Raw genomic sequence first — 25,394 nt, 5'->3', positions numbered from 1 at the left:
GTTAACTATTCATTTTTGTAGGGCCAACTCCTTCTTCATCGAAAATGACTTTTTTATACGTGTCACGCAGACCGTTACCAATAAATTCTTCTACCTCCGCTTCATAGGCTTTCGGATAAAGAACGTGCACATTCGGACCTGCATCCAAAGTGAAACAAACAGGAACCTTACTTTCTTTGCGGAATTCCATCAATTTTTCAATGGCTGTAATTGTCCCCGGCTTTACCAATAAATAATAATCCATAGAGGTCATCATCATCGCATGTAAAGTCAATGCTTCCGATTCACAGAGCTGGATAAATGCTTCCATGTTTCCGGTTTTCAGGATCTCAACCAATTCAGCGGTGCGTTCGTTTGCCTGTTTGAAGCGGTTTTCCGCATACGGATGATTGTTCATCAGTGAGTGTCCCACAGAGCTGGATACTTTCTTGGGTTCATCTTCGATGATCAGGATGGCATCTTTCATATTCTGAAATACCGGATGCACTTCTTTGATGGCAATTGCATGCTGATTCGAAGAATTTCGGATCTGTTGGTTTTCTCCCCACAAAGCAAATCCCGGGAACATGCTGCGTGATGCGCTTCCGCTTCCCAATCGGGCCAGGTTGCTGGCTTCTTCGTAGAAAGTTGCATTTTTCTCTTTCCCCTCCAGACTATAAGTTATGTCTAAAAGCGCCAGCGAAATTGCACCGAATGCAGATGCAGAAGAAGCAATCCCGGCTGAATGAGGAAAGCTGTTAGAGGAATGAATGGTAATTGCTTTTTCAGCTATAAAGGGGAAAAATTCCCGGTTATCCACCAAAAATTTAGCAACACGCTGACCGAATTGTTCATTTATTTTTCCTTCAAAGTAGTAGGCCAACTGGACCACTTCATCCGTTGTTTTTTCGGATAATTCTGCTTCAACTTCCGTAAATGAATTTGACAAAGTCAAACTTAATGAAGAATTACAAGGGATTTGATTTCCCTTTTTCCCCCAGTATTTAACAATTGCAATATTAGACGGGCAACGCCACGTTACTTTTACTTTATTCATCAATTCCTTGTCTGTTTCCATTTATTTTATGAATTCCTGATAGGTAAATAATACATCATATCCTTTTGCTTCGAAATAGCTTTTTGCCGTTCTCAGATCCCTGTAAGTTGCCATAAAGAAATCTCCTCCCCAGGCTCCCAGTGATTTAATACTATGCGGATAATCTGCAAATAAACGCTCTTTTAATTTAGTAGTCCCTATAATTGGTGAAATCAATTCTTCGGAAAGGTCCAATTGCTTCTCAAAAACCGCTATATCATTCGTTTGTAATGCATTTGAGATCAACCCATTCATGGTGTCGATGTGGTACTGATCCACTTTCCGGTCTTTGAACCGTTTGATTTCTTCGCGCGAGTTTTGTTTATTTCCCAAATAGACAAACAACAGCTTATCAGTTATTGATTCGGGGAGGCTCACTTCCTTTTTAACTTTTCCACTGGCATAGATGATCGGACCTGCAGCCGTTGCGCAAGCAACATCGTAACCCGAACCACCGAAAGATACATCAAGCAGTTTCCTGCTTTCCACACCCGACCATTGGCTCAATAAGCTGATGAGGGTTGAACTGGAACCAAGTCCCCAATTTAATTCAAAATTTGCCTCTGCCCTGAATTGCTGACGGAAATCCAGATCGGGTTTTTCTGCCCGGATCACAACGAACAACTTTCTCAAAATTTCCGCTGCTTCCTCGTTATTGGTATCCAGAATCGTGAAATCGCTGTCCATGGAAACAAAAAACCACCTTCCATGCTTGGAATAGCTTTCCCAGGTGAGCGCGCCAGATTTCGTTACAGAAAGTGTCTGGCCGAACTTTAAGGGAAAAGCCAGGCAGTCCGATCCGTTCAGGACCAGGTATTCACCAAAAAGCATCAGTTTTCCTGATGCCTCATAGGTACATATTTTATTTTCCGTGACTGTCAATCAAACTAATTGAAGAGATTCAACATACGTACGAACTGCAGATACAGAGACATTTTTGTCTTTGAAGTAAGCAACTATTTTATCGCGGTCTTCTTTTTTCACTTCCAATTGGTTCATGATATTGAACAAGTGCATTTTCATATGTCCCTGCTGAATCCCGGTGGTTGTCAAAGACTTAACCGCTCCAAAATTATTTGCCAATCCGGCGGCGGCGGCTATTCCCATCAATTCTCTTGCATTCGGGAAATCCAATATCTGATGCGATAACTTCACCAGCGGATGTAAGTTGGTTAATCCGCCAACTACTCCCATTGCAATAGGCAACGTGAGCTCAAAACGGAAGATATCGTTGTCAATCGTACAGTTCGTTAAAGAAGTATACCGTCCACTGATACTCGCATATGCATGACCGCAGGCTTCAACTGCTCTAAAGTCATTTCCGGTTGCCAACACTACTGCATCAACACCGTTGTAAATCCCTTTGTTGTGTGTCGTTGCACGATAAGGATCCACTTGTGCAATTCTCACGGCCGTATGGAATTTTTTTGCAAACTCTTTCCCCGAAACACCCGGTACAATTCCATCCAGGTTTTTGACATCTGTTTCCACCCAGCATTTCACCACGCAATTGGGTGTGAGGTTCGAAAGGATGGACATGATGATCTCCAGGCCGTCTTTTTTCAGGTCTGCCTGATTTTGGTGCCAGTTTCTGAAAATTTCCGCGAATCTTTCCAGGCAGGAGTTCACGAAGTTTGCGCCCATGGAATCGATCGTTTCAAAAGTAACAAACAACTGCATCAATCCCGGTTCTCTGTCGGAAAGGTCTTTGAGAACAATATCCTTGATCCCGCCTCCACGATTACGCATATTCACGGTGATATCTTCCGAACCCTGGATGAAAAGCTGTTTTAGTTCATCAAAACGGCTGATGAGTTTTTCCACATCATCGTGCCACAAGAAATGGACCTGGCCCACTTTTTCCGTATCCACGATTTCCGTGTGGAACCCTCCCAAAGAATACCAGAACTTGGCACTTTTTGAAGCAGCTGCAACCACCGAACTTTCTTCAATTACCATCGGAACAGCAAACGTCTTTCCATTGATCAAAAAGTTCGGAGCAATACTGTAAGGTAAGTGGAAATTTGAAATCGTGTTTTCACTAAACTCATTAATCACTTCCTGAACAGCAGCATTCGGGTGATCAAAACTTTTAAAAAGCTCCATTGTTTCTTCCGGAGACTTACAAAATTTAGTGATCGCCTCCAACTTCTCCTGCTTGTTCTTTTTCGAGAACCCTTCTATTAATTCCATTATCTTATTTTTAGAAATTTTTGAGCCATTAGTAAACCTTTTATTTGTATTTCAGCAAAGGTATCCAAGGCTTCCTGTGATTCATTTGCGTGCTTTAAAAACGGCGCTGCCTGACCATAAATCGCGGGGATAGTTGCCTTGGAGGTTAAATAATAACCATCCAAAAAGTTTTTTATTCCGCCACTTATAATTACCTGATTACATTTACGTTCAGACCCCAGTTCTTGGATTGACTGATTTAAAAAATCGACCATTTCATAAGCAGAATGTCCCAACGCAATCACGTCTTCATAATGAGCTTTCAACGGTTCGTTACGGAGCAATTCCAATTTGGAGAAGTTTGTTCCGCCGTTTGCAGCAAAGTCGATTGCCAAAATCGGCAATTTCAATAATTCTTTCATGCTTTCAGGACCAAATCCCTGACCGACTTCCTTCACAATGATGTTTGTGTCGATTTCATTCAGCAACTGCTTGATGGTAACAAGCGGAGAGCGTTGAATCAAATCACCTTCCGGCTGAAGCCATTCCTGCAGGGGATTCACGTGCACGATCAACCCATCCGCATCAAGCTTTTCTACCAATGATTTTAATTTGGAAGCCTGACCTTTGTCAATTAACCGTTCAATTTGAGCAATTCCCACATTGGCGTATAGCGGAGACGCATCCCCCAGGATCGGGCGCAGGTTAAAGTCATCGAAATACGTATTGTCTTCCAAAATAATCCGGCAAGAGCCCAGCCCCATACCAAAACCGTATTTACCGGCCGTTTTTGCCAACATTTTGTTGATTGGTCCCGCAGCGGATGTACCGCCCGTCATACTTGAAATCCAAACCGGGTACCGCATGGTTTTCTTTCCCAGCTGAATAGACAGGTCTGACTGTTCGGGATGCCCCTCCAACATGGGCTCGTAATAAAAACGACCATCCGATAAAGCACTTTGCGAAGCAAAAGCCAAATCCAGATGATTCTGTTTTCTTAAGTCTGCTGCTTCAAGCGATTCGTGTTCTATTTTCTCCATTATATCATTGCCGAAACTCCTTCATCCTTTAAAATCGGACGAATAATTCTGGTTGCATTTTTATATAAACGTATTTGTTTTGCCGGTTTCGTAATAAAACGGACCGGATGCTGCATCGCCACTTTAAAAAAGTGTTTCAGCAAAAATTGCTTGTCCCTGTTTATCCCCGAAAGAATGGAAAGCGGGCCTGTAGCCTGTTCTCCGCCCTTCTGTAAATATTCAAAACATGCTTCTTTTAATTCACCATCTGTAAACACCTCATACAAAGCGTTTGCCAAAATGTTGATTGTTTCAACATCTTTCCCTCTGTTCTTATAATACTCATTAACGGCAGATTCCAATTTGGTTTCATCCCGGAAATCAATTCCAGCCAATTCACCGTTCAGACAAAGGATGTCTGAAAAGGTTGCTGTCATTCCACCACCCGTTAACGGATGTCTCATATTTAATGAATCGCCCAAAAGAACTGCACCTTTCATTCGAAATGCCTGGTTCTTCATGGAATGGTTCGGCATAACTTTTAGCTCATCCTCATCCATTGCCTTTAAAAATGAACCGATCATCTCTTGAGGCAGTACTTTTACGACACTTTCTTTCAATCGTTCGATAGACTCTTTCCCCATTTTAGGAGCTTTTCCACCCGGATAATCAATTAAGATCCGATAGGCATTGGTATGGATCGGGTAAACCAGGATCGGAAAATCACCGGTAACAATCATATGACCGTAAGACGGGAACTCCAATTCCAGGTCTTTCAGGACCAATCCCATGAAATAGGAAGTAACTTTTTTGTTTACCTTGCTCAACTTGTCACGCAGTAAGGACATGGGCCCGTCACAAACGATCGTCAGTTTTGCATATTGCGACACATTTGTTCCGTCTTCCTGCGTATAACTTACACCCACGATGGCGTTATTTTCCTGCAGGATTTGAGTAACGTTCCCCTGAACAACGGTGATGTTCTCTCTTTTTTCAAGTTCTTTCCGGATATTCGTCAGGAATTTTCCGTTTCTCAAACCAACTCCCTTGATTCCTTTTTGAACTTCGTCGTATTTGATGATGAAACGTTCGTTCCCTTTAATGAGGTTATAACCATTGACTTCCTGTGCATCAATCCCTTCCAGTAAGTGACCGAGTTCCAGCTCATTCAACGCCTGAATTCCTCTGGGCTGCATTAATTCTCCAATAATCCTGTCCGGTTCAGAAAGATCTCGCTCCACGACCAGGATACGTGTGCCTGCGGGTTGAGAGGCAGCAAACACTCCTCCTGCAACTCCGGCACCAATTACTATAATATCAAATTCACCTGTGCTCATTTCTTAATTTTGGCTAATATTGACTTGATTTTACCTGTACGATCTATTTTCTCTAAACTCTCCAAAACAGAGATAAATTCTTTCTTTGTACTGTTATAATCCTGGATGGCAATAAAGTATTTAGCCGTTTTTCCTTTTCTGATCTTCACATTCTGATGCAGGACCAGCGGATTATTATACAGTTCTTTCAATGTTGCAACAGCCATCAGTTGCGGGATGGCACAAAAACGAAAAACTTGCTGATTGGTTAAGCACTCCAGGAATTCAAGACAGGCAGGCACATGTTCGAATGCATTGAGTACAACCTCATTCAATGCGGCAAGCCCGCTTTTTTCATCTGCCTGCAATTCTTCTAATGTTCTTGCTTTATTTTTCCAGGATTCCTCCGGCCAGAAAATACGTCCCTGTTCCAGATCCTCTGCAAAATCACGAATGATATTTGTCTTTTGAAGAAACAATCCCATTTCGTTACTGAGATTTTTATCGGAGAGCTTCACGCTGGTCTCTAATTCAGAGGCCAAAAACAACCTGCTCAAACCGATTCCCACCAATCCGGCAACGTAATAACAGTAATCGTCCCAATCTTCGTAACTTTCAACGGTTTCATGCGCATACTTGTTCATCCCGATTGCCATTTCGCGGGTGATCTCGGTAATCACATCTTTGTATTGCGGTCCAAGTTTTTGGTATTCGCGGATGACTTTATCGAAATGAAGCATCAGATCCCGGTAATCCTGGGTATCTCCGACATTTTCAAGATTAAATTCTTCTTCATTTATGCGGTCAGCAAAGCTAAGGAGCATTTCCTTCTTGACAGCGTTGTCGATGTTCATATCATCTTCAATGGTATCAAGTCCTCTTAAAATAAGGTAAAACAAACAAACCGGATTTTTCAGTTCTTCCGGCAATTGCTGAATTACAACCGCAAAAGAACGCGAAACTTTCTTAAGCGCCTCATAGCAATAACTTAAGTCGTCTGTGGATTGAGATAAATCTTTCAAGCGATACTCCGAAGGTTTGAATTGTTTAAATTCTTTCTTCATCTGTATAAGATAAACTAACTCAGATACATGAAAGGAATAATATGCTACCCTTCTAATCATTATTTTCCGGCTTTTAAGCCACAAAAGTACGCACATTTTTATAGATGTATCCTAATTTTAACTTTAAAAACTAATTTAATAGATCATATCCCTCACACTTTCGTTTTTTTAGAGTAGTTCTGCATATAAAGTGTTTAATTTTGAACTTTTTGTTCGAAGAAGGGCATTGGTTTTAGGTGGAAAGTGTCACATTGGCTGACGACGGTGTTTTCTCCAATATGTTTTGATTACCGGTCCCGATAATCCGGAACCAGCGCGTCATTTCAAGGCATCTCTGTTAGAGCCGAATTTTCCTGTTAAAAAAGGAGAACGCATTACTCTGCCGGTTCCCACAATTCAATTTTGTTTCCTTCCGCATCCAGGATGTGGACGAATTTTCCAAAGTCATAAACCGCAACATCGTCTAAGATCGTTACGCCATTTGCCTTGAACTTTTCCAAAAGCCCTTCCAGGTTCTGCACCTTGTAGTTCACCATGAATTCTTTTTTCGACGGATCAAAGTGACCGCTTTCTTTTTTGAACGGTTTCCATTGCAATGATTCCAGGCTTGCAGACCCCCAGTCGTTGAACTGAATTCCTAAGTTTTCTGTATACCATTTCTTTGTATCATCCAGGTTATCCGTATAAAAGAAAACACCTCCTATTCCTGTTACTTTAGGTTCTTTTTCGCTCATATTCATTCTTTTAATTAAATATTCCTTTTACTTCTTCCAATAAATTCTCTCCTTCTTCGCCAACTTTTTTGGTCGCGTCTTTCAGCGTTTCTCCATTGCTGAAGTTGTTAATCTGCTCAACTGAGTCCTCCAATACCTTGGTCTTCTTCGCTATTTTGGATGCGTTCGGAACCTTACTTTTTTTCAGTAATCTGTTCGTATTCAGATCTTTTAACCGGCTGAAAGTAAAGGCACTCGCAATCTTCAACATGAAGACTTTATCGTATACCTCTTTCAAAACCGTTTCCGAATCGTCCTTTTCCAAATACCCGATGGATTCATCGATCAATTCCTTGTCGTCACTTGTCAGCAACTTGCTTTTCTTCAATTTTTCCAGGGAAGCAATTGCTTTATCGGTATTCCCTTTTTCCAGGGTTACATAGACTTCAATTGCCCAAACTGCTTCGTTATCGATCTCCAATCTGCGGCAATCCTTGAGTACCTGATCGAAATCCTCCAAAGCGCGTTCGTAATCAATTTCCCGTTCCATCATCAGGCGATCCACGCCCCGGTACAAATGATTCATTGCACGATAGGCCATAACCGATTGTTTTTGATCAAACTTTCCGAGCTGCATCGCGTTCATGGTATAAGTCAAGTCGCGGTCTTTGTTCTTTTTGAGCCACTCCAGGTTCTCGCTGTATTCGTTTTCAGACAAATAATACAATCCTTTCTGCATGAATACGAACCCTCTCAGGAAACGCAGGTTGCCTTTCAGTTCCGAATCCGGAAGCAATTCAATATCGGTTTCAGCACATTCGTACAGTGCAATTTCAGTTCCCAAACTTTGGCTGGCCATTGCCAACACGGTGAGGAAAGCATGTTCGCGTGCCTCCTGTTCGGCTTTTGCTTTTCCTTTGAAATAATGCGCGCTTTTTGTTCCGTCCCAGTATCTTCTGAATGCGTCCGCGATCACCGGAAATGCATCTTCATCCGTTTGCTTTACGAACTCATCCATTTTATCATAAAGCTGGTACATTGCCCAATAGTCCTTTACCGACAGTTCATCCGTCCGGTTCAGTTTCATCATCTTTCGGACCAATTGATCGGAATCGTGCTTAAACGCCTTGAATTCGACAGAAGTGGTGTCATCTGAAGCGTATCCGCGGAACATGAGTTTCACATATTTGTAGGGAACCACTTTTCCTGAAATGAGGTTCTCATTTAAAGTCACGCGGTCCTGTTCCAACAATTCCTCGTCTGTTTTTTCAGAAGAACAGGCTGCAAAAAGAAGCAGTAATGACAGATAAAGTAGCTTTTTCATTGATTTGATCGAAAATGATGTCCAATTTAGTTTTCCAAAAATGAAAAAATAAATCGGGAGTGACAAGAAACGAGAAAGATGCCTTTACAAGGCGTAACCGAGGGTTACGAACCAGGAAAGCCCGATTTTCATGGTTTAAAGGTAGGGTTAATTGGGAAGGTGGTTTAAGAAAAGCGAAGGATGCGGATTCCGAAAAGTTGGAACAGGCCATCCTTCGCAATGGTTTTTTGATTTTTAATTTCTATTGGCACGAGTCAGCATATAACTTTGATATTCTGAGCATTTATAACTGAAGTAATCACTATAGTTAAGAGAAACAAATAAATCTGCTGTTTCATGGATTAGAAATAACTAATGTTATCAATGATAATAGTGCTTCTGTGCCAGGGTTGGTTTGTCTTCGTCAAAATTATTTTTTCAATGTTTTTACTTGAATTCAAACAAAACATAATCCCGTGAGAATAGTAATAAGCCGTATTGTGTATTTCAACCGTTTTACCATACACAGCAAACATTTCTTCAATATTGTCTCCCACTCTTATTCCTTTGTCTGTTTTATACTTTGTTGAGTTTATCAATACGGCTGATACCAGTCCCTTTTGAAAATAAAAATAGACTCCTTCTTTTTTGGTTTTCCAACAGTGTTTAGTCATTCCTTTTTTGGTAATGTACTTCTTTTCTATTCTTTCGCCTGTTTTACTTTTAAATAATCGGTATTTGACTTTGGTATAAACAAATTTTTCCGGAGCCAAACCCCTGGTTTTTAAGTCCCGTTTTGATTCGCCAATTTTACCATCATTTAAAAAGCCGGTATTCTCATAAAGGATGGAATCATTTTGCGCGAATGCCAAATTCGAAAAAAGCAGTATGCTCAATAAATAACTTTTCATACAAAGTGTTTAATTTCTTATTCCCCTGTTTCCTCAGTTTCCTTCCTTGTTTAGCCCCTTTTATTGTAATGGTGACACCTTGTTTTTTTGCTTCATTAACCACATCGTCATCAAAATCTTCCGGAGCGACATTATTCAAAGTCGATCAGATCCCCATTACTGGTATTCTGTACAAAACTCACTTTATTGGAATGTCCATAAGATTTCTCAGGGGAGACAGACGTCCCCAAATCAGACCCAATATCCCTGATCAACTGACCAATCGCATCGTAACGGTAATTATCCGATGACTGATCAGAGGGAAACCAAGACCATTTCTTTAAATCCGTAACACTTCATTAAGGAATTCTCTTCAAAGGTAATTTGGAGCCATTTACGCGCATTTCGCATTCGGTATACATTCCGTTATCCGGATTGAGGAAATCAAATATAATTCCCTGGGAAGGATTGAAAATCCGGCTTTGACTTAAAGGATATGTTTCCAGGATCATTTTGTTCATCAAACCGTTCCCTTTGGCCACCCGGATCCGTAATTCTCCTTTCGAAAGGTCCGCTATGACTTTGTACCCTTCATTTGCGTTTTCATAAGTACCAAGAAAAATCGCCGTTTCCGCAGCATTTAATGTCACCTTTTTGAAATTCGGAATTTCAACTGGTTTGTCGAATAGAATATCTCCTACGAGGATCAAAATGTCGTTCATCGGATAAACAGTTCCGTTCTGAAGCAAGGTAACATTGATCTTATCTTCCGTAAAATAAGTTGCTGCGGAAGTAAAACCTTCAATCCGTCCCGTATGCCCGAATCCCTTGTGCTCATCGAAATTCGCTTTCATTATTCCGAAGCCGAACATAGAACCGGACGGAAGCATTTGTTTCAGGCTTTCTTCAGAGATCAATTTTCCATTGAACAAAGCGTACATAAATGTGTTCAGTGTCTGTGCGTTGGATAACAAAAACCCGGAACCATCAGCAATCGGGCATTCACGGATCTCATAATCCTCCACCCAATTCTCATTTGAGATATGGAACGAATTTGCTTCATTCTTTTGGTAATCCAATAATTTAAAGGTCCCGTACACTTCCTTTCGTTCCAGTGAACTCAAACTGTTTTTCAATACTTCGTTATAACCTGCTCCGTTTACCTTTTCAACGATCAGTCCTAAAAGGATATAATTCAAATTATTATAGGTCGTTTTCAGCGTATCCGGATTTGGTGTTCTTTTATTCACCATTCCGATCAGCTCACTTTCCGTTTTCGCTTTTCTCAATTCTTCCAAGTCATCAATCCGGTGAAATATCGGAAGTTTACTTTTATGCAACAGTAATTGCTCAACGGTCAATGTGGAAGCTCCGTTTAAATCAGGGAAAAACTCCAAAACAGGCTGCTTGAGAGAAAGTTTACCTGATTCCACGGATTTCATAATCAGAAATGCCGTAAATACCTTGCTGATCGATCCAATCCGGTAATATGTTTTTTCCTTGGAAGCAGGTATATCAGCCCCATTTTTCTTATTTGAGATACCGTAACATTTTGCATATACTTCTTCACCGTCTTTGAAAATACTGATACTTCCCATCGACATTTTATTGACCTCCAATTGACTGAAAAGTGAATCCAGTAAACGTATTTTTTGAGAACTGAGCTGAGCAAATGTCTGAGTCGATAAAAGAATTAAGCCTGCAAGGAGTTTATGTCTCATTTTAAAATTGGTTTATTAATCCATGATAAGTGGGTAAAAATAATCAACCGGTGACAAACTAAAGCATGCGGAGTAAGAATTTATCTTTTGAAATTCAACACGTTTAAACTTTATTTTTTTGGTCATATGGAACGAAGTTGTGAATTTTAACGCTCATCTGCTCATTGAGCTTTACTAAAGACACATTTTCAAATACTCCAATCCAAACCACTTAGTCCTCAAGCCCCTATTCCTGCTAATCTGATCGCTTTCCTTTTCAAAACTGCCTGGTTGATTTAACCCTTTCTTATCATAGCACCTCCCGATCATAACTTTTGTTTTTCATACCTTTGTCGCAATTAAACTCTTAAACAAACCGTTTCGAACAAATTATTTTGATCGTGGACATGAACTTTATATCCATTACCGGCTCATTCGCTGACCGATTGAAGCGTCTTTTTGTGTTTTTATTTCTCAGCTCTGCCTTCGTATCGAATGCTTCTGCGCAATTTTCACGATCCGACGAATCGGTTGCTACCAGTATTTATCCCATCATGCTGAATACTTCCTGGGAAAATCAATCGGCATTCCAGGTATTCCAGATCGGTGTACTCGATAGTGATACTTCCTTTTACAGTGTTTTGAGAAAGAAATACGAAGGAATTTCATTCAAGGGAAAGAAAGTCAGTGTTGTCCACTTTAAGAACCCAGAGACCATCAGTCCGACACAGGTTTTGTGTGTAGATAAAAAATTCAACAAAAAGATCGAAAAGATCTCCCATGCCATTGCAGGAAATAATACTCTTTTGGTCACCAATGGCTGCAAAGACGACGATTATGCGATGGTGAACTTCAACGGCAGACTGAAAAAAGATGACTTTACCGTGAACCAGGAAAACATGGAAAAAGCCGGATTGAAGCTGACAAACCAGTTTGAACAATACATGGAAGGAACGGTACAGTGGGAAGAATTACTCAGTGAGTCGACCGAAAAACTGGAGAAAGAACGGGAAAAAGTAGCTGCCAAAGAAGAAACCATTAAAGACCAAAAGGCAAAGATCAATTACCAGAAAATGTCTCTGAAAGAAAAGGTGAAAATGCTGGATCAGCAAGGAACAATTTTGGAAGAGCAGGCCGAAAAACTCGAAGACCAGTCGCAAGCCATTTCGGATCAGGAAGACATCTTGTTCGAACAAAAACGAAGCATCGAAGCTCAAAAAGGACAGATCAACGAACAATTGCAAAAATTGGGGATGCAGCGGATTATCCTCATTATGGCATTGGTTGTCCTGATCCTGATCCTTGGAATTGCCTATATTCTATACCGCAGTTCCGTACACCGCAAAAAATCCATTCAGGAACTTTCGGAGCAGCACGGTATTGTGAGTGCCCAAAAGAACCAAATCGAAAAGATCCTGTTCGAACTGACAGACAGTATTCGCTATGCTTTACGGATACAAAATGCCGTCCTGCCGAATGAACAAACGATTCGCGGAACAATTCCCGGAGATTTCTTTGTGATGTATAAACCGAAAGACATTGTCAGCGGGGATTTCTTTTTCGTAGACCGAAGAGGCGACTGGACACTTGTTGCCGTAGCCGATTGCACCGGCCATGGTGTTCCCGGAGCTTTTGTGAGCATGTTGTGCATCAGTTTGCTGAATGAGATTGTAAAACAGCAGGAAATCACTCGTGCAGATATTATTTTGAATGAATTGAGGGACAAAGTAATCCATTCCTTGCAGCAAAAAGGAATTCAGGGTGAACAAATGGACGGAATGGACATTTCCCTGCTACTGATCAATAACAAGACTTATAAATGTCATTGGTCCGGAGCAAATAATCCACTCTACATTGTTTCTTCGAAGAGCAAGAAACTGGAAGAGTTGAAGCCGGATAAACGTCCGATTGCCATCTACCCGGACATGAAAGAATTCACCAACCATGAACTGGTTGCAAACAAGGGAGATATTTTCTACTTGTTCACAGACGGTTATTCCGACCAGTTTGGCGGCGAAAGAGGCAAGAAATTCATGAGCCGCAACTTCAAGAACCTGCTTGCTGAGAATGCCCACAAACCGATGAGCGAACAAGGCGAGATTCTGGATACAACGATTGAGGAATGGAAGTCTGCATACGGTGCAGGTTTAGAGCAGGTAGACGATATTACGGTATTGGGAATTCAGATTGGTTAGAAAAACAAGGTAAACGCGGAGGAACTGCTGGAACAGATAGAAAAGAAACAGCAATGAAGTGCGGAAAACCACATGAGAAAATATGTGGTAAATACGGTTGATATTCGGCAGGGAAGCATTTAGTTTTACCGGACTGCAATGAAAACCAAACGATGATTCCTTCTATTACACCCCCAACCGACAATTTATATAAATTCATTTCCCTCTTTGGGTTGACGATCCTGTTGTTTTCCGTTTACAATTTCGGGATTACGTTTGATGCATCTGCCAAAACCAAGATGAGCATTGAAGACGTAAAAGTAGATGTGCAGCAGGCACTGTACAAGAAATCCAGGCAAACGAATGACAGTCTGCGAGCAGATAAGGTAAGCAATCATTTCCGACCGGGAAGAATTCGTCAAATGGAACAGGATTTACTTCAGATAGAACGTTTCATCGAATCCTGCAAACTTGATCCGGACGAGGAAATTAAATTATCGGGAAACATCAGTAAGATTAGCGTCGCTTTGGATAATTTATCCCTGAAAAAAAACGGTTACATCGGTTTTGCCATTATTGGTTGCGTTCTGATGGCTTTCGGATTTATCAAGTGGCATTACAAAGAGCAACATTTACGTGATAAAATGCTGAAAATCGAACATGCCATTAAAGAATTGGAGAAACTAAATCTCAGATATGGAAAAGAAGAGAAAAACTCAACTGCAGAATTGATGGCCAAGATTAAAAATTCTGAAATAAATTAATGCCCGCCACAAGAATTCCACACTCAAAACTCACACTCCATACTGATTTCACGCTTTCTTCTTGTGCAGATCGTAAACAATTCCGTCCGATAATCCGATCTTGGGAACGTACATTTCCTTGCAGTTAAGTGAGTCCATACACACACGAAAGATTTCCAAAGCAGGAACGATGACATCTGCCCTATCAGGTTTTAACTGGAACAGGTCCATGCGCTGACCTACGCTCAAAGGTTCCAATTCTTTGTATAACTTATTCATCGCTCTCAGGGTAACGGGAGACTTCTCTTTGAAACCCAAAATCTTGTGAATTTTATTGATATTCCCACCGGTGGCATATACCAAATGCGGATTGTCTTCCACATGTTCTTTGATCCAGAGCTTCAGTTCGCGCCAGTCCTTCTTATCGACCTTGTTTTTCAGCATCCGGACCGTCCCGATATCGAAACTTTTTGCCGCTACCCGTTTTCCGTGTTCGAATACATTGATTTCCGTGGAACCACCTCCCACATCAATCACCAAATACGGTTTTGCGCGTTCAATATCCAGCAAGGCGAAAGTCCCGAAAATTAAGCGTGCTTCTTCATCGCCCGAGATAATCTCTATCTCAATCCCGGTATTTCGCTTGATTTGCTGAATGACTTCTCTGCCGTTTTTGGCATCCCGCATGGCGCTGGTTGCACATGCACGGATCGCAGCAACATCAAAAATATCCGCAATCAGGCTAAACGCTTTCATGGTCTTTATGAAATCTTCGGCCTTTTGAACACTGATCTCGCCGGAATCAAAGACTTCTCCTCCTAAACGCAAAGGAAGGCGTGTATAGGAGATTTTCTTCACGTACGGATGCCCGTTTTCCTTGGCGATTTCACCAATCAGCAATCGAGCTGCATTCGATCCGATATCTATGGCTGCGTACTTCTTCGGCATGAATTCCGAAATTAGCGAAAAGGATTCAAATCCCTTTATACTTTAAAATAAAAAATGCCGTTCGTCAATTGACGAACGGCATCTGAACTAAATCGACCAATTTTATTTAACGATCACTTTTTCTACCAGGTTTCCTTGTGTATTATTAAAGTGAAGGAAGTAAATTCCTTTCGCTAAGTGAGAAACCTCCAATTGTGTTTCTGTGTTCATAGATAAAGAAGTTACCGGGTAAACGATCTTACCATCCTCAGAGATCATCGAGAAGCTTACGTCTTTTCCGGTTTTAATCGTTACTACTGAACTCGCAGGATTCGGGTAAACTTCCAATCCGAAATCTGCCATTTCTATGATTCCTGCACAGTCTTCTACATTAATCGTTTGAGAAATTGCATCCGAACATCCGTTCGAAGTCGCAGTATATGTAATTACCTGAGAACCTACACCAGCTGTTGCCGGGTCAAAATTCCCTCCCGAAACACCTGTTCCGCTATACGTTCCACCTGCAGGTAAACCACCGGTTAAACCGAATGAAGCTGCTTGTAAACAAACGTCCTGGAATGCTGCAAGTGTCGCTGTAGGTGCAGCATTCAATGTGAAGGTAGAAGTGGCGGACCCTGAACAGTTATTTGCATCTGTATAGTTGTAAGTCAAGGTGATGGAACCCGGAGTCAATCCGTTCGGATCAAATGTGGATCCGGAAACTCCTGTTGAACCGGAGAATACGCCTCCTGCCGGAGAAGCAGCCAAAGTGACTGGTACAGCATTGTCACAGATATCCACAACCGGTGTAAATGAAACTGTTGGATTCGGGTTGAACACGACCGTTGCCGCACCCGTTCCAGCTGCAGAACAAGCTCCTGTTCCAACAGTCGTAACAGTGTATGTTCCGTTTGCAGTTGCATTGATCACAAACGGAGAAGTCATTACTCCTGTTGCATTGCTTGTAGTCGTTCCGTCAGAATACGTAATATCCCAAGGCCCGGAGCCGGTTAAAGCAACGCTCACAGGAATTGTTCCCGAACCACATTGTGTTCCACCACCCGAAACAGCAGCTGTCGGTGCTGCAGCAATGGTAACACTAAATGTTTGAGCATCTGCCGGACAGGATCCGTTTGCTGCAATTGTATTCGTAACAGTATATGTTCCTGCATTACTGGAAGCCAAATTGATTACACCCGTTGACGAATTGATTACCAATCCAGTAGTGGAACTGAATGCCCCGGCGCTTGCTCCTGCTCCGTAAACCGGATTTGGATCTGTTCCATTCGAACAATAACTGCTCTGAGCATAAGTAAATGATGCATCCGGAGCTCCTGAGATCACGATGGTTTGTGTACTCGTATTCGGACAAGATCCGGAAGTACTGTAAGTAATTGAATACGTTCCGGAAGTACTGTTTGCTACATCAATTTCTCCTGTTGAAGTGCTTACGAAAGTCAATCCCGCCGGTGTAGCAGAGAATGTTCCCGCAACGGATGTTGTTGGGGTTTGGTTCGGAGAAGCATCACAAATAGCATTTGTAGGATAAGTATACGTTGCGTTATCCAAAGGATTGACAGTGATCGTTTGTCCTGCGGAAGCAGGAGAAGTACATCCTGAAGCAGTTGCCGTTACGGTATAAGTTCCAGCAGTATTTACTGTAATGGACTGTGTTGTAGCACCATTAGACCAGTTATTTCCAGTTGCAGCTGACGAAGTTAAAACTACGTTGCCACCTGAACAAAATGTGGTTGAACCACCTGGTGTAATCGTTGGAGCAGCAGGAAGTGGATTCACCGTAATTGTCTGAGTAGAAAAATCAAAACAAGTTGAGAAGAAACCGCCATTTGTTCCCATTTGAACATCATAAGCCCCTGCAGCCGGATATGTATACGTCGTTGAACCATTCCAAACAATCGGTGACCCATTATCCAAATCATAAGCATACGTTGAATCGGAAGGGAATAATCCGAAATAAGTAGCAAATAAATTAATGTTTGACATTCTACTACTTAAAGCACCTGCCGGTGTTACTGCTTTCGTAAACGTTACTGGTGACCCTAAACAAACGTTGGTTGCAGAAGCTGTAAATTGACTATTTAAGTTATAGCTTACAATCGGTGCAACCAACGGCTCACAATTATAGTTACCTGCGGTAAAAACAGGAATAGTATTCCAATTATTCGGATTCGGGTAACTTGCGTACGATGAATAAAATTTTGCAAATAATTCATCGTAACTTTGTCCAGGCGTCAAATCATTTAGTATAACGGTCAAAACTTCTCCCGGATTTACGGCTTTTAACACCACAGCATAATTACCTGTAACTGTAACAGGACTTGGGAACATCGCATAATGATAATCATCAACTGTTGATGAAAAAGTAACCGTTCCACTGGTAATTAGGGTTGTAGGAGAAAAAGAAGCATCCACGTTATAAACAGATGCCAGCACGGTCACAGAAACATCACCATCTACATCATTATTAGCACCATAAAACTCAATCCCGCTGATAGGAAGGTTCCCAGTATTTAAAAATGTTTGTGATATTGACTCATTATCCACTCCCCAAACATCCACATAACCAGTAAATAAACTGGTCCCTAAAATTTGTTCTTTTGCTTGCGGATAACGTAAAGTGTCATTACACAATATCGTCTTTGTATGGTCATTTGTTCTTGCAGGTTTCTCGGGTAGTAGTATTCCATTAGCTAATTGGTGGAATCTACTACTGCCATTTTGGGCGAAACCAAATGTACTTCCCGCTAACAGCGAAAGCACCAGTAATGATTTTTTCATAGTAAGTTAATAAATTAATGTGGCCCAAAGATAGGAAATCAGACCTTCATTTCTGAATTATTTAACATTTCAACCCAAACTTTGAGTTGATTTTCAACAATTGATACCACAATAAATGATGTTGTCAGGAATCCTTTAAGGGAAAGAAAAATGCCAATGGTTTATACTTAAAATACAACCAGACGGATTGAAATAAATACTTCAGTTCGGAAATCGGAATATCCCGTGAACGAAGGGCCAACCAAAGTGAAAGTGCAAAACTGACGATGAAATTGACAAATCCGATGATCCCGATTCCCAGGATTGCCATAACGATTGAATACCATCCGGTTTCAAACTGACCGCCAAATAATCCCAGGGCCATATTTCCCGCTGCAAACGTAATGTGACGGATATCCAGGTTCAGGCCAAGAAAAATCCCGATGGATGCCGTAGAACCCAAGAATACTCCAAACCAAAAATTCGATGCGACACCAGCCCACTTCGCTTCAATCCATTCTGCAAACCGTTTAGCATTTTCTTTACCCAGAGAAATCTTCAAAACAGGATGTTCTTTGATTCGGTTATAGACCTTTTTATGTTTGATCTTATTGGAAATTGATCCCGAAATAATTCCGGACAAAAACAGGAAAACTCCTGCAATGGCCGCATGCAGAATCGCCCAGGATGCAAGAGGATTCAAATCTTTCATCAACACCTCACTTTTATGTTCATCAACAATATGAAACCCCGCGAGTCCCTGTAAAGACCAGATAAGCAACAATGCGACCGGAAATGCAACGAACACATTTCCTGCGAAGGCAATAAATTGGGAACGGAACAAATGCGAAAATAACACCGCAAAAGAGCGGTACCTGTCCGCATCCTTCACAGAATTGGACAACCCATTCTCTATCGATTTCACTATCGTTGCAGCTGTCATAGCCGGTTGCTTGGTTGCCAGTGTAAATCCCCACAAGTAAATCAGAATAAATCCAAAGGAATAATTCAAGCTGTATAAAAGCGCGTGGCCGAAATCACTTACGTGGGCCTGACTCAAAACCACTTTGAACAAACATAAAAATCCTACGATCAATCCTCCTCCCATTGCAGTCAAGAGCATTTGCACATACTCCTTTTTCGATTCGGTAATGTAATGCTCACCCGTCTTTGCCGTATGCTGTGTTACTTCGTAAGCAATTGTTTGTGTGCTGTCCTGCATTAGACGGCGAATGTTATTCTTCCTGCAATTGTACTTGATCAGCTTAATAACCAAATAAATGGAATTATCCCGCTCATCTTCTTCCGAATCAGTTGCCAGTAAAGGTAAAAGTGCTTCTATGCGGAATAATTGCTGGCGAATCCGCAATAAACTTTGATTTACACGAATGGAAATACCAAACTTAGCGCTGTTGTCAAAGGCCGTATTAATGATCTGATGGCAAGCCCGGAGCAATTGAACCAAATCCTGGAAATCAGGATCTGCCGCCGAAACGGAAAAATGAGGCTGACGTGCAATTTTCGAAATAATGAGATCTAGCTTCTTTTCAAATGATTCGAAAGGACTTTGCACATCCTCGTATTCCGGGATCATGATTAACACATCCTGTTCCAAAGCTCTCCCGCTGATCCGCTGAATAAGTAAACTGATTCCGCTGATAATCTCCGTAACGGCAGAACTCTTTGTTTGCTCTTCCACATCGTAGATTGTACCTAAATCAAGTAAAACAATTAATTCGTTAATTTCGGTCAATGCAATTTCCTGCACCCATTCAAAGTCCTTTTGTCTATAAAAAACCTGGTTTAATAAAAACTGCAGAGTATCTGGTTCCGGCTGTTCCGGTAAGATCTTTGATGCAATCCTTTCTCTCACTTCACGCAGAAAATAAGCATCACGGATAATTCCTGAATCCGTTAAAATGGATGTAAATTTGCGATTTTGAAAAACATTCCGCAGATACACCGCCATAGCATAACGCCTTACGGCATGTTCATTCAGGTAATCCAAAAGCGGCCGGATGCTTACAGGTTTGTCCTTTTCTATTTTTTCAGGACGGAAATATGCCACGAGTTCAACCAAGAATTCCAGGTTGTTTGAGGTGTAGTCTGCCTGATTGTAAAATTCATCAAACAACTCATCCAATTCTTTTTTCCTGCTGCGCCTGAATAATTGCATCTTGTCTGGTCTCACTTTTCCATAAAATTAAGAAGAGTAACCTAGAAAAGATCGAATAAGCGGAAAATAAACGGTAAAATAAAAAATGCCGGACTTCTCCGGCACTTTTCAGGCTTTCTGAAACAGCAAATTCCGCCACATTCGTATTGGTACTTTTTATATCTTATCTACACGGATCAAGGTATCCGCATCGTCTTCAATGTCTGTTGAAAGGCCTTCGAAATGTTCAGTTGTAATCTTCAAATCGGTCGCCAATACCTCATCGCAGATAAACTGTTTATTTGCCTCGGCAGCCAATTGGATGAACTCGGAAGATTTCAAGGTCAATCGGATCTTGTCCGTTACTTCCAAGCCTGAATCTTTACGCAGGTTCTGAATACGATTGACCAATTCTCTGGCCACACCTTCCATTCGCAGGGATTCTGTGATGGTCGAATCCAAAGCAACTGTCAGCCCGTTTTCAGATGCAACCAACCATCCGGGAATATCTTCTGCCCGGATCTCGAAATCGTTCATGTCAAGCACAACCTCATCTCCGTCAATAACTCCTGTCCAGCCTTTGTTTGTTTCTACTTCTGCAATCGCATGCTGATCCATTTGTGCGGTCATTGCGGCAATTGCTTTCATTTGTTTTCCGTATTTCGGACCGATTGTCTTGAAATTCGGTTTGATCGATTTTACAAATACATTATTCTCATGGTCCAGCAATTCCAATTCTTTTACATTCACTTCCGACAAGATCAATTCCTTGACATGCTCAATATTCGCAGCGAAATGGTTATCTAAAACCGGTACCATGATCTTTTGAAGCGGTTGGCGCACGCGGATTTTCTCTTTTGCACGCAAAGCAAGTACCAAAGAAGAAACATTCTGAGCGATTTCCATTTGGTCCTCCAGTTCCGAATCAATCAGATCCGGATTTGATTTCGGGAAGAATGCCAAATGAACGGAATTTACCGGATGACGTCCTGAAATTGCATTCAGATCAGAAAATAACTGGTCCAGGTAAAACGGCGCAATCGGTGATCCCATGATCGCAACGGACTCTAAACAGGTATATAAGGTTTGGTAAGCAGAAATTTTATCTGCCTCGTAATCTCCTTTCCAGAAACGTCTGCGACACAAACGTACATACCAGTTAGATAACTGGTCCGTCACAAAGTCCTGAATCAGCCGTCCTGCTTTTGTGGGTTCGAAAGTAGCATAAGCTTCATCGACCTGAGCGATCAGGGAATTCAATTTGGATAAGATCCAGCGATCGATTTCCGGTCGTTCATTCAACGCAATTTCCGCTTCCGAATAATTAAACCCGTCAATATTTGCATAAAGCGCAAAGAACGAATAGGTATTGTAAAGTGTTCCGAAAAACTTGCGCTGCACTTCTGTAATCCCGTCCGTATCAAACTTCAGGTTATCCCATGGCTGTGCATTCGTGATCATGTACCAGCGCGTCGCATCCGGACCGTATTTTGCCAGTGTTTCAAACGGATCAACTGCATTGCCCAACCGTTTGGACATTTTTTGACCGTTTTTATCCAAGACCAATCCATTCGACACCACATTTTTATACGCAACCGAATCAAAACACATCGTTGCAATGGCATGAAGCGTGTAAAACCAACCGCGTGTCTGGTCCACTCCTTCCGCAATGAAATCTGCAGGGTACGAACGGTGGTTGTCGATTAATTCTTTGTTCTCGAACGGATAATGCCATTGAGCATACGGCATAGCGCCCGAATCAAACCAAACATCGATCAAATCGCTTTCGCGTTTCATCGGCTTACCCAAAGGAGAAACCAACACAATCTCATCTACGTAATTCTTATGCAAATCGACCTGGGAATAGTTTTCTTTCGAGAAGTTATTCGGTTCAAATCTTTCCAAAGGATTCTTGCTCATCAAACCGGCCGAAACAGCTTTGTCGCATTCCGCTTTCAGTTGTTCGACCGAGGAAATACACAAGCGCTCATCCCCATCTTCAGTAGACCAAATCGGAATCGGAATTCCCCAATAACGGGAGCGCGATAAATTCCAGTCGTTTGCATTCTTCAGCCATTCCCCGAAACGCCCGCTTCCCGTTGAAGCGGGTTTCCAGTTGATCGTATTATTCAGTTCGATCATACGCTCTTTCACATTGGTTACTTTGATGAACCAGGAATCCAACGGGTAATACAATACGGATTTATCGGTTCTCCAGCAATGCGGGTAACTGTGTTCGTATTTTTCGATTTTGAATGCTTTATTCTCAATTTTCAGTTTCAAAGCGATGCGTTCATCCACGGACATGTATGCCTTCAAATCCGGAATCACCGATTTCAATCCTTCCCGTTGCTTATGGAATTCCGTTTCTGTTTCTTCATCCGTCAGGTAATCCGCTTTCACATATTCGCCTCCCAATCCGAAAAGCGGATCCGTCACTTCCGGACGGAAACGACCGCGCAAATCCACCAATGGAACAGGAACCCCTTTCTCATCCAAAACCAACATAGCAGGAACACCCGATTCGGCAGCTACTCGCGCATCATCCGCACCAAAAGTAGGCGCAATATGCACGATTCCCGTACCATCCGAAGTCGTTACAAAATCTCCCGAAATTACACGAAACGCCTGATCTGCATGTTCATAAGGCAATCCTCCCGGTAAGAGTTGCTCGTAACGCATTCCGACCAAGTCGGAACCTTTGCAGGAACCAAGAACAGCAAACGGAATTTGTTTTGCTCCCGGTTCATACTCACTCAACTCGCTAGCTTTTTCAACAGCCGTAAATCCTTTTCCGAAATGAGTGGAAAGCAAATCCTTCGCTAAAATAACCTGAATCGCTTCGTAGGTATACGGATTAAATGTTGAGACCAATACATATTCAATATTCGGCCCGACGCATAATGCGGTATTGGAAGACAAGGTCCATGGTGTGGTGGTCCAGGCAAGGAAAAACGTTTCCACCCCTCTCTGTCTCCCCTCAAGGGGAGAATTGGAAATTGCCTCCTCCCTTGAGGGAGGATTGAGGAGGGTGGCAGGCAATATCTGATCTTCTTTCACCTTAAACTGCGCAACAACCGTTGTGTCCTTCACATCGCGGTAACAACCAGGCTGGTTCAGTTCATGAGATGAAAGTCCGGTCCCGGCCATCGGAGAATACGGTTGAATAGTATATCCCTTATACAGTAAATTCTTTTCATACAACTGTCCCAGCAACCACCAGACAGATTCCATGTATTTCGGGTCGTACGTGATATAGGGATTTTCCATATCCACCCAATACCCCATTTCTTCCGTTAATTTATTCCAGATATCGGTATAACGCATGACTGCTTCCCGACACGCTTTATTGTAATCATCCACGGAGATTTTTTTACCAATATCTTCTTTGGTAATCCCCAATTCCTTTTCTACACCCAGTTCTACGGGTAAACCATGCGTATCCCATCCGGCTTTACGCTTTACCTGCTTTCCTTTCAGCGTTTGGTAACGACAAAAAATATCTTTAATCGAACGAGCCATAACGTGGTGAATCCCCGGCAATCCATTTGCTGATGGAGGCCCTTCAAAAAAAACAAACGGCTCTGCTCCTTCCCGTGTTGAGACAGAAGCTTCAAAAACGCGTTCATTTTTCCACTTTTCAAGAACAGATTGTGCAACGTTCGGCAAATTCAATCCCTGATATTCTTCGTATTTACGACTCATTCGTCTGTGTATTAAATAATTTTGGTTCCCTGAAAAAAGACTACAAATTTAATAAAAAGGATCGACAGCCTAAAGGCATTATTCAAAATGAAAAATCCAAAATTCAAAACCCCGTTCCTTTCATAATTTCACATTTTCGATTTTGAATTCATTTAATTCATTAAATTCGCTCTGTTGGATTCATTGAATAGTATAGAGATTAATGACTTGGTTCAGAAAGTCAAAGCGGGAGACCAATCTGCTTTCGGAGAAGTCTATGATCGTTATTGCGGAGCAATAAACGGTGTGATCAATCGCTTTATTACAGACGAAGCGATTGCACAGGATGTGCTTCAGGACACCTTTATCAAAGTCTGGAAAAATATCCTGTTATACGATGATACCAAAGGCAGTTTTTTCACATGGATGCTCAATATTGCCCGAAATACATCAATTGATGCATTGAGGAAATTAAAAAAAGAAGCAAAGTCTGAAATCCAAACCCTGGAGACTGTCGTAAATAGTTCTGTAACAGTTCAACAGAATGTAAGTGCCATTGGGTTAAGACAATTGGTAGAACGCCTGCCTGCTGAACAACAGACAATGATAGAATACTTATACTTCAAAGGGTATACGCAACAAGAAGTAGCAGATGAGTTGGACCTTCCCCTCGGTACTGTGAAAACCCGTTCGCGCATGGCCGTAATGGAGTTGCGTAAATGGTTTACATTATTGATATTGTGGATATAAATGAATACATAGCATCAGGAATTTTAGAGTCGGTAACGCTCGGTCTTGCCTCCCCACAGGAAGAGCAGGAAGTAGCGTGTTTGTCTAAAATTTACCCGGAGATTCAGGCTGAGTTTATCCGCGTGCAAAAGCGCTGTGAAGAAATGATGCTTGAAAATGCACAGGCGCCGGACCCTTCCATCCGTTCATCCCTGTTAAAAACCATTGCGGAAACTCCACAGGAAAAAGCCCCTGAGAAAAAACAGGAAGCAAAAATTGTTACTTTAAATACCTCTCCTGAAATTAAAGGAGTCAATCCGATGTGGAAAATGATGGCAGCTGCCTCTTTGTTACTTACCATCGGAATCGGGGCACTTTGGTTTATTTCCAATCGCGAAGTAAAACGACTGGACACGATGATGGCGTCCATGGAAAAGGACCAATTGAAAAACGATCAGATCCTCCAGGCCATGATTATTGAAAAAGATCATTTGCAAACCGTACAGGAAGTCTTAGCCGAACAAAGCATGCGCACGGTTATGCTAAAAGGAACCCCAATGGAACCTGAAGCTGCCGTAAAAGTGATGTGGAGCAAAGACATGAAAAAAGCGGTGATGCATGCCGAAAAAATCACTCCGCCACCTGCGAATATGCAATACCAGCTATGGGTTATCGCAGATGGAAAACCCGTTTCGGTCGGTCTTTTCAATTACGATGAAGTAGAGCAGATGACCGATCCGTTTGATGTAAATGCACAAAACATTACTGCTTTTGCAATTACCTTGGAAAAAATGGGAGGAAGTCCGACACCTACCATGGAGAAAATGGTGGTAATGGGGCCAATCAATAGCTAATTGATTTAGTACATAAAAAAACAGTAGGGGCGAAAAATTTTCGCCCCTACTCTTTTCAGATAGTTTTCGGGGTCATAATTTTTGAATTACTTTTATTC

Annotated in this window: 18 protein-coding genes; 4 read left to right on the top strand and 14 right to left on the bottom strand. The window is 41.8% G+C overall.

Going from position 1 to position 25,394, the window contains the following annotated elements; genetic code table 11:
• Position 1: 1 nt before the first annotated feature.
• The 10 genes from mvaD to FO442_RS04960 all read right to left on the bottom strand — a co-directional run bounded on the left by mvaD (position 2) and on the right by FO442_RS04960 (position 11,273).
• A complete protein-coding gene (gene mvaD / locus FO442_RS05005; RefSeq protein ID WP_144332059.1) occupies positions 2 to 1,057 on the bottom strand; it encodes a diphosphomevalonate decarboxylase in 1,056 nt (351 codons plus the stop codon).
• Positions 1,058 to 1,957, bottom strand: coding sequence for a GYDIA family GHMP kinase (locus FO442_RS05000; RefSeq protein ID WP_144332058.1), 900 nt, complete (start codon positions 1,955 to 1,957; stop codon positions 1,058 to 1,060).
• Positions 1,958 to 3,268: a hydroxymethylglutaryl-CoA reductase, degradative gene (locus tag FO442_RS04995; RefSeq protein WP_246073817.1), complete on the bottom strand. Its 1,311-nt coding sequence runs from the start codon at positions 3,266 to 3,268 to the stop codon at positions 1,958 to 1,960.
• Positions 3,268 to 4,287 carry a beta/alpha barrel domain-containing protein gene (locus FO442_RS04990; protein ID WP_144332056.1) on the bottom strand — a complete coding sequence of 340 codons (1,020 nt, stop codon included), beginning with the start codon at positions 4,285 to 4,287 and terminating at the stop codon, positions 3,268 to 3,270. Before FO442_RS04990 ends, FO442_RS04995 begins: the two co-directional genes overlap by 1 nt.
• Positions 4,287 to 5,603, bottom strand: a complete 1,317-nt coding sequence (locus tag FO442_RS04985) for an FAD-dependent monooxygenase (protein WP_144332055.1) — start codon at positions 5,601 to 5,603, stop codon at positions 4,287 to 4,289. Before FO442_RS04985 ends, FO442_RS04990 begins: the two co-directional genes overlap by 1 nt.
• On the bottom strand, positions 5,600 to 6,646 hold the full coding sequence (locus FO442_RS04980; protein WP_186279907.1) for a squalene synthase: 1,047 nt from the start codon (positions 6,644 to 6,646) through the stop codon (positions 5,600 to 5,602). Before FO442_RS04980 ends, FO442_RS04985 begins: the two co-directional genes overlap by 4 nt.
• Positions 6,647 to 7,020: 374 nt before the next feature.
• Positions 7,021 to 7,380, bottom strand: a complete 360-nt coding sequence (locus FO442_RS04975) for a VOC family protein (protein WP_246073816.1) — start codon at positions 7,378 to 7,380, stop codon at positions 7,021 to 7,023.
• A 10-nt stretch (positions 7,381 to 7,390) separates the two neighbouring features.
• A complete protein-coding gene (locus FO442_RS04970; protein ID WP_144332052.1) occupies positions 7,391 to 8,683 on the bottom strand; it encodes a short-chain dehydrogenase in 1,293 nt (430 codons plus the stop codon).
• Positions 8,684 to 9,024: 341 nt separating this feature from the next.
• On the bottom strand, positions 9,025 to 9,573 hold the full coding sequence (locus tag FO442_RS04965) for a hypothetical protein (RefSeq protein ID WP_144332051.1): 549 nt from the start codon (positions 9,571 to 9,573) through the stop codon (positions 9,025 to 9,027).
• Between the two features lie 338 nt (positions 9,574 to 9,911).
• Entirely contained in the window at positions 9,912 to 11,273 is a 1,362-nt protein-coding gene (locus tag FO442_RS04960; protein WP_144332050.1) for a serine hydrolase domain-containing protein, read from the bottom strand.
• Positions 11,274 to 11,659: 386 nt separating this feature from the next.
• Between FO442_RS04960 and FO442_RS04955 the strand changes: the two genes are divergently transcribed.
• Positions 11,660 to 13,447 carry a YfiR/HmsC family protein gene (locus FO442_RS04955; RefSeq protein ID WP_246073824.1) on the top strand — a complete coding sequence of 596 codons (1,788 nt, stop codon included), beginning with the start codon at positions 11,660 to 11,662 and terminating at the stop codon, positions 13,445 to 13,447.
• Between the two features lie 152 nt (positions 13,448 to 13,599).
• Positions 13,600 to 14,190, top strand: a complete 591-nt coding sequence (locus tag FO442_RS04950) for a hypothetical protein (RefSeq protein ID WP_144332048.1) — start codon at positions 13,600 to 13,602, stop codon at positions 14,188 to 14,190.
• A gap of 48 nt (positions 14,191 to 14,238) precedes the next feature.
• Here the strand turns inward: FO442_RS04950 and FO442_RS04945 are convergent, their stop codons facing one another.
• From FO442_RS04945 to ileS, 4 genes are all read right to left on the bottom strand, one after another.
• Positions 14,239 to 15,117: a Ppx/GppA phosphatase family protein gene (locus tag FO442_RS04945; RefSeq protein ID WP_144332047.1), complete on the bottom strand. Its 879-nt coding sequence runs from the start codon at positions 15,115 to 15,117 to the stop codon at positions 14,239 to 14,241.
• A gap of 102 nt (positions 15,118 to 15,219) precedes the next feature.
• The gene (locus tag FO442_RS04940; protein WP_144332046.1) at positions 15,220 to 17,895 is read right to left on the bottom strand and encodes a T9SS type A sorting domain-containing protein; all 2,676 of its coding nucleotides are present in this window, start codon (positions 17,893 to 17,895) and stop codon (positions 15,220 to 15,222) included.
• Positions 17,896 to 18,019: 124 nt separating this feature from the next.
• Positions 18,020 to 20,050: a site-specific recombinase gene (locus tag FO442_RS04935; protein ID WP_144332045.1), complete on the bottom strand. Its 2,031-nt coding sequence runs from the start codon at positions 20,048 to 20,050 to the stop codon at positions 18,020 to 18,022.
• 156 nt (positions 20,051 to 20,206) lie between these two features.
• The gene (gene ileS, locus FO442_RS04930) at positions 20,207 to 23,734 is read right to left on the bottom strand and encodes an isoleucine--tRNA ligase (protein WP_144332044.1); all 3,528 of its coding nucleotides are present in this window, start codon (positions 23,732 to 23,734) and stop codon (positions 20,207 to 20,209) included.
• Between the two features lie 174 nt (positions 23,735 to 23,908).
• On the opposite strand from ileS, the gene FO442_RS04925 reads away from it, so the two are divergent.
• Entirely contained in the window at positions 23,909 to 24,463 is a 555-nt protein-coding gene (locus FO442_RS04925) for an RNA polymerase sigma factor (RefSeq protein WP_222101972.1), read from the top strand.
• Positions 24,433 to 25,296, top strand: coding sequence for an anti-sigma factor (locus FO442_RS04920; RefSeq protein ID WP_144332042.1), 864 nt, complete (start codon positions 24,433 to 24,435; stop codon positions 25,294 to 25,296). Before FO442_RS04925 ends, FO442_RS04920 begins: the two co-directional genes overlap by 31 nt.
• Positions 25,297 to 25,394 lie beyond the last annotated feature (98 nt).

This window comes from Fluviicola chungangensis (genome assembly GCF_007558725.1).
Classification (GTDB): Bacteria; Bacteroidota; Bacteroidia; order Flavobacteriales_D; family Crocinitomicaceae; genus Fluviicola; species Fluviicola chungangensis.
Note: the sequence above shows the minus strand (reverse complement) of the source record. Positions and strands in the feature narration are given on the sequence as shown.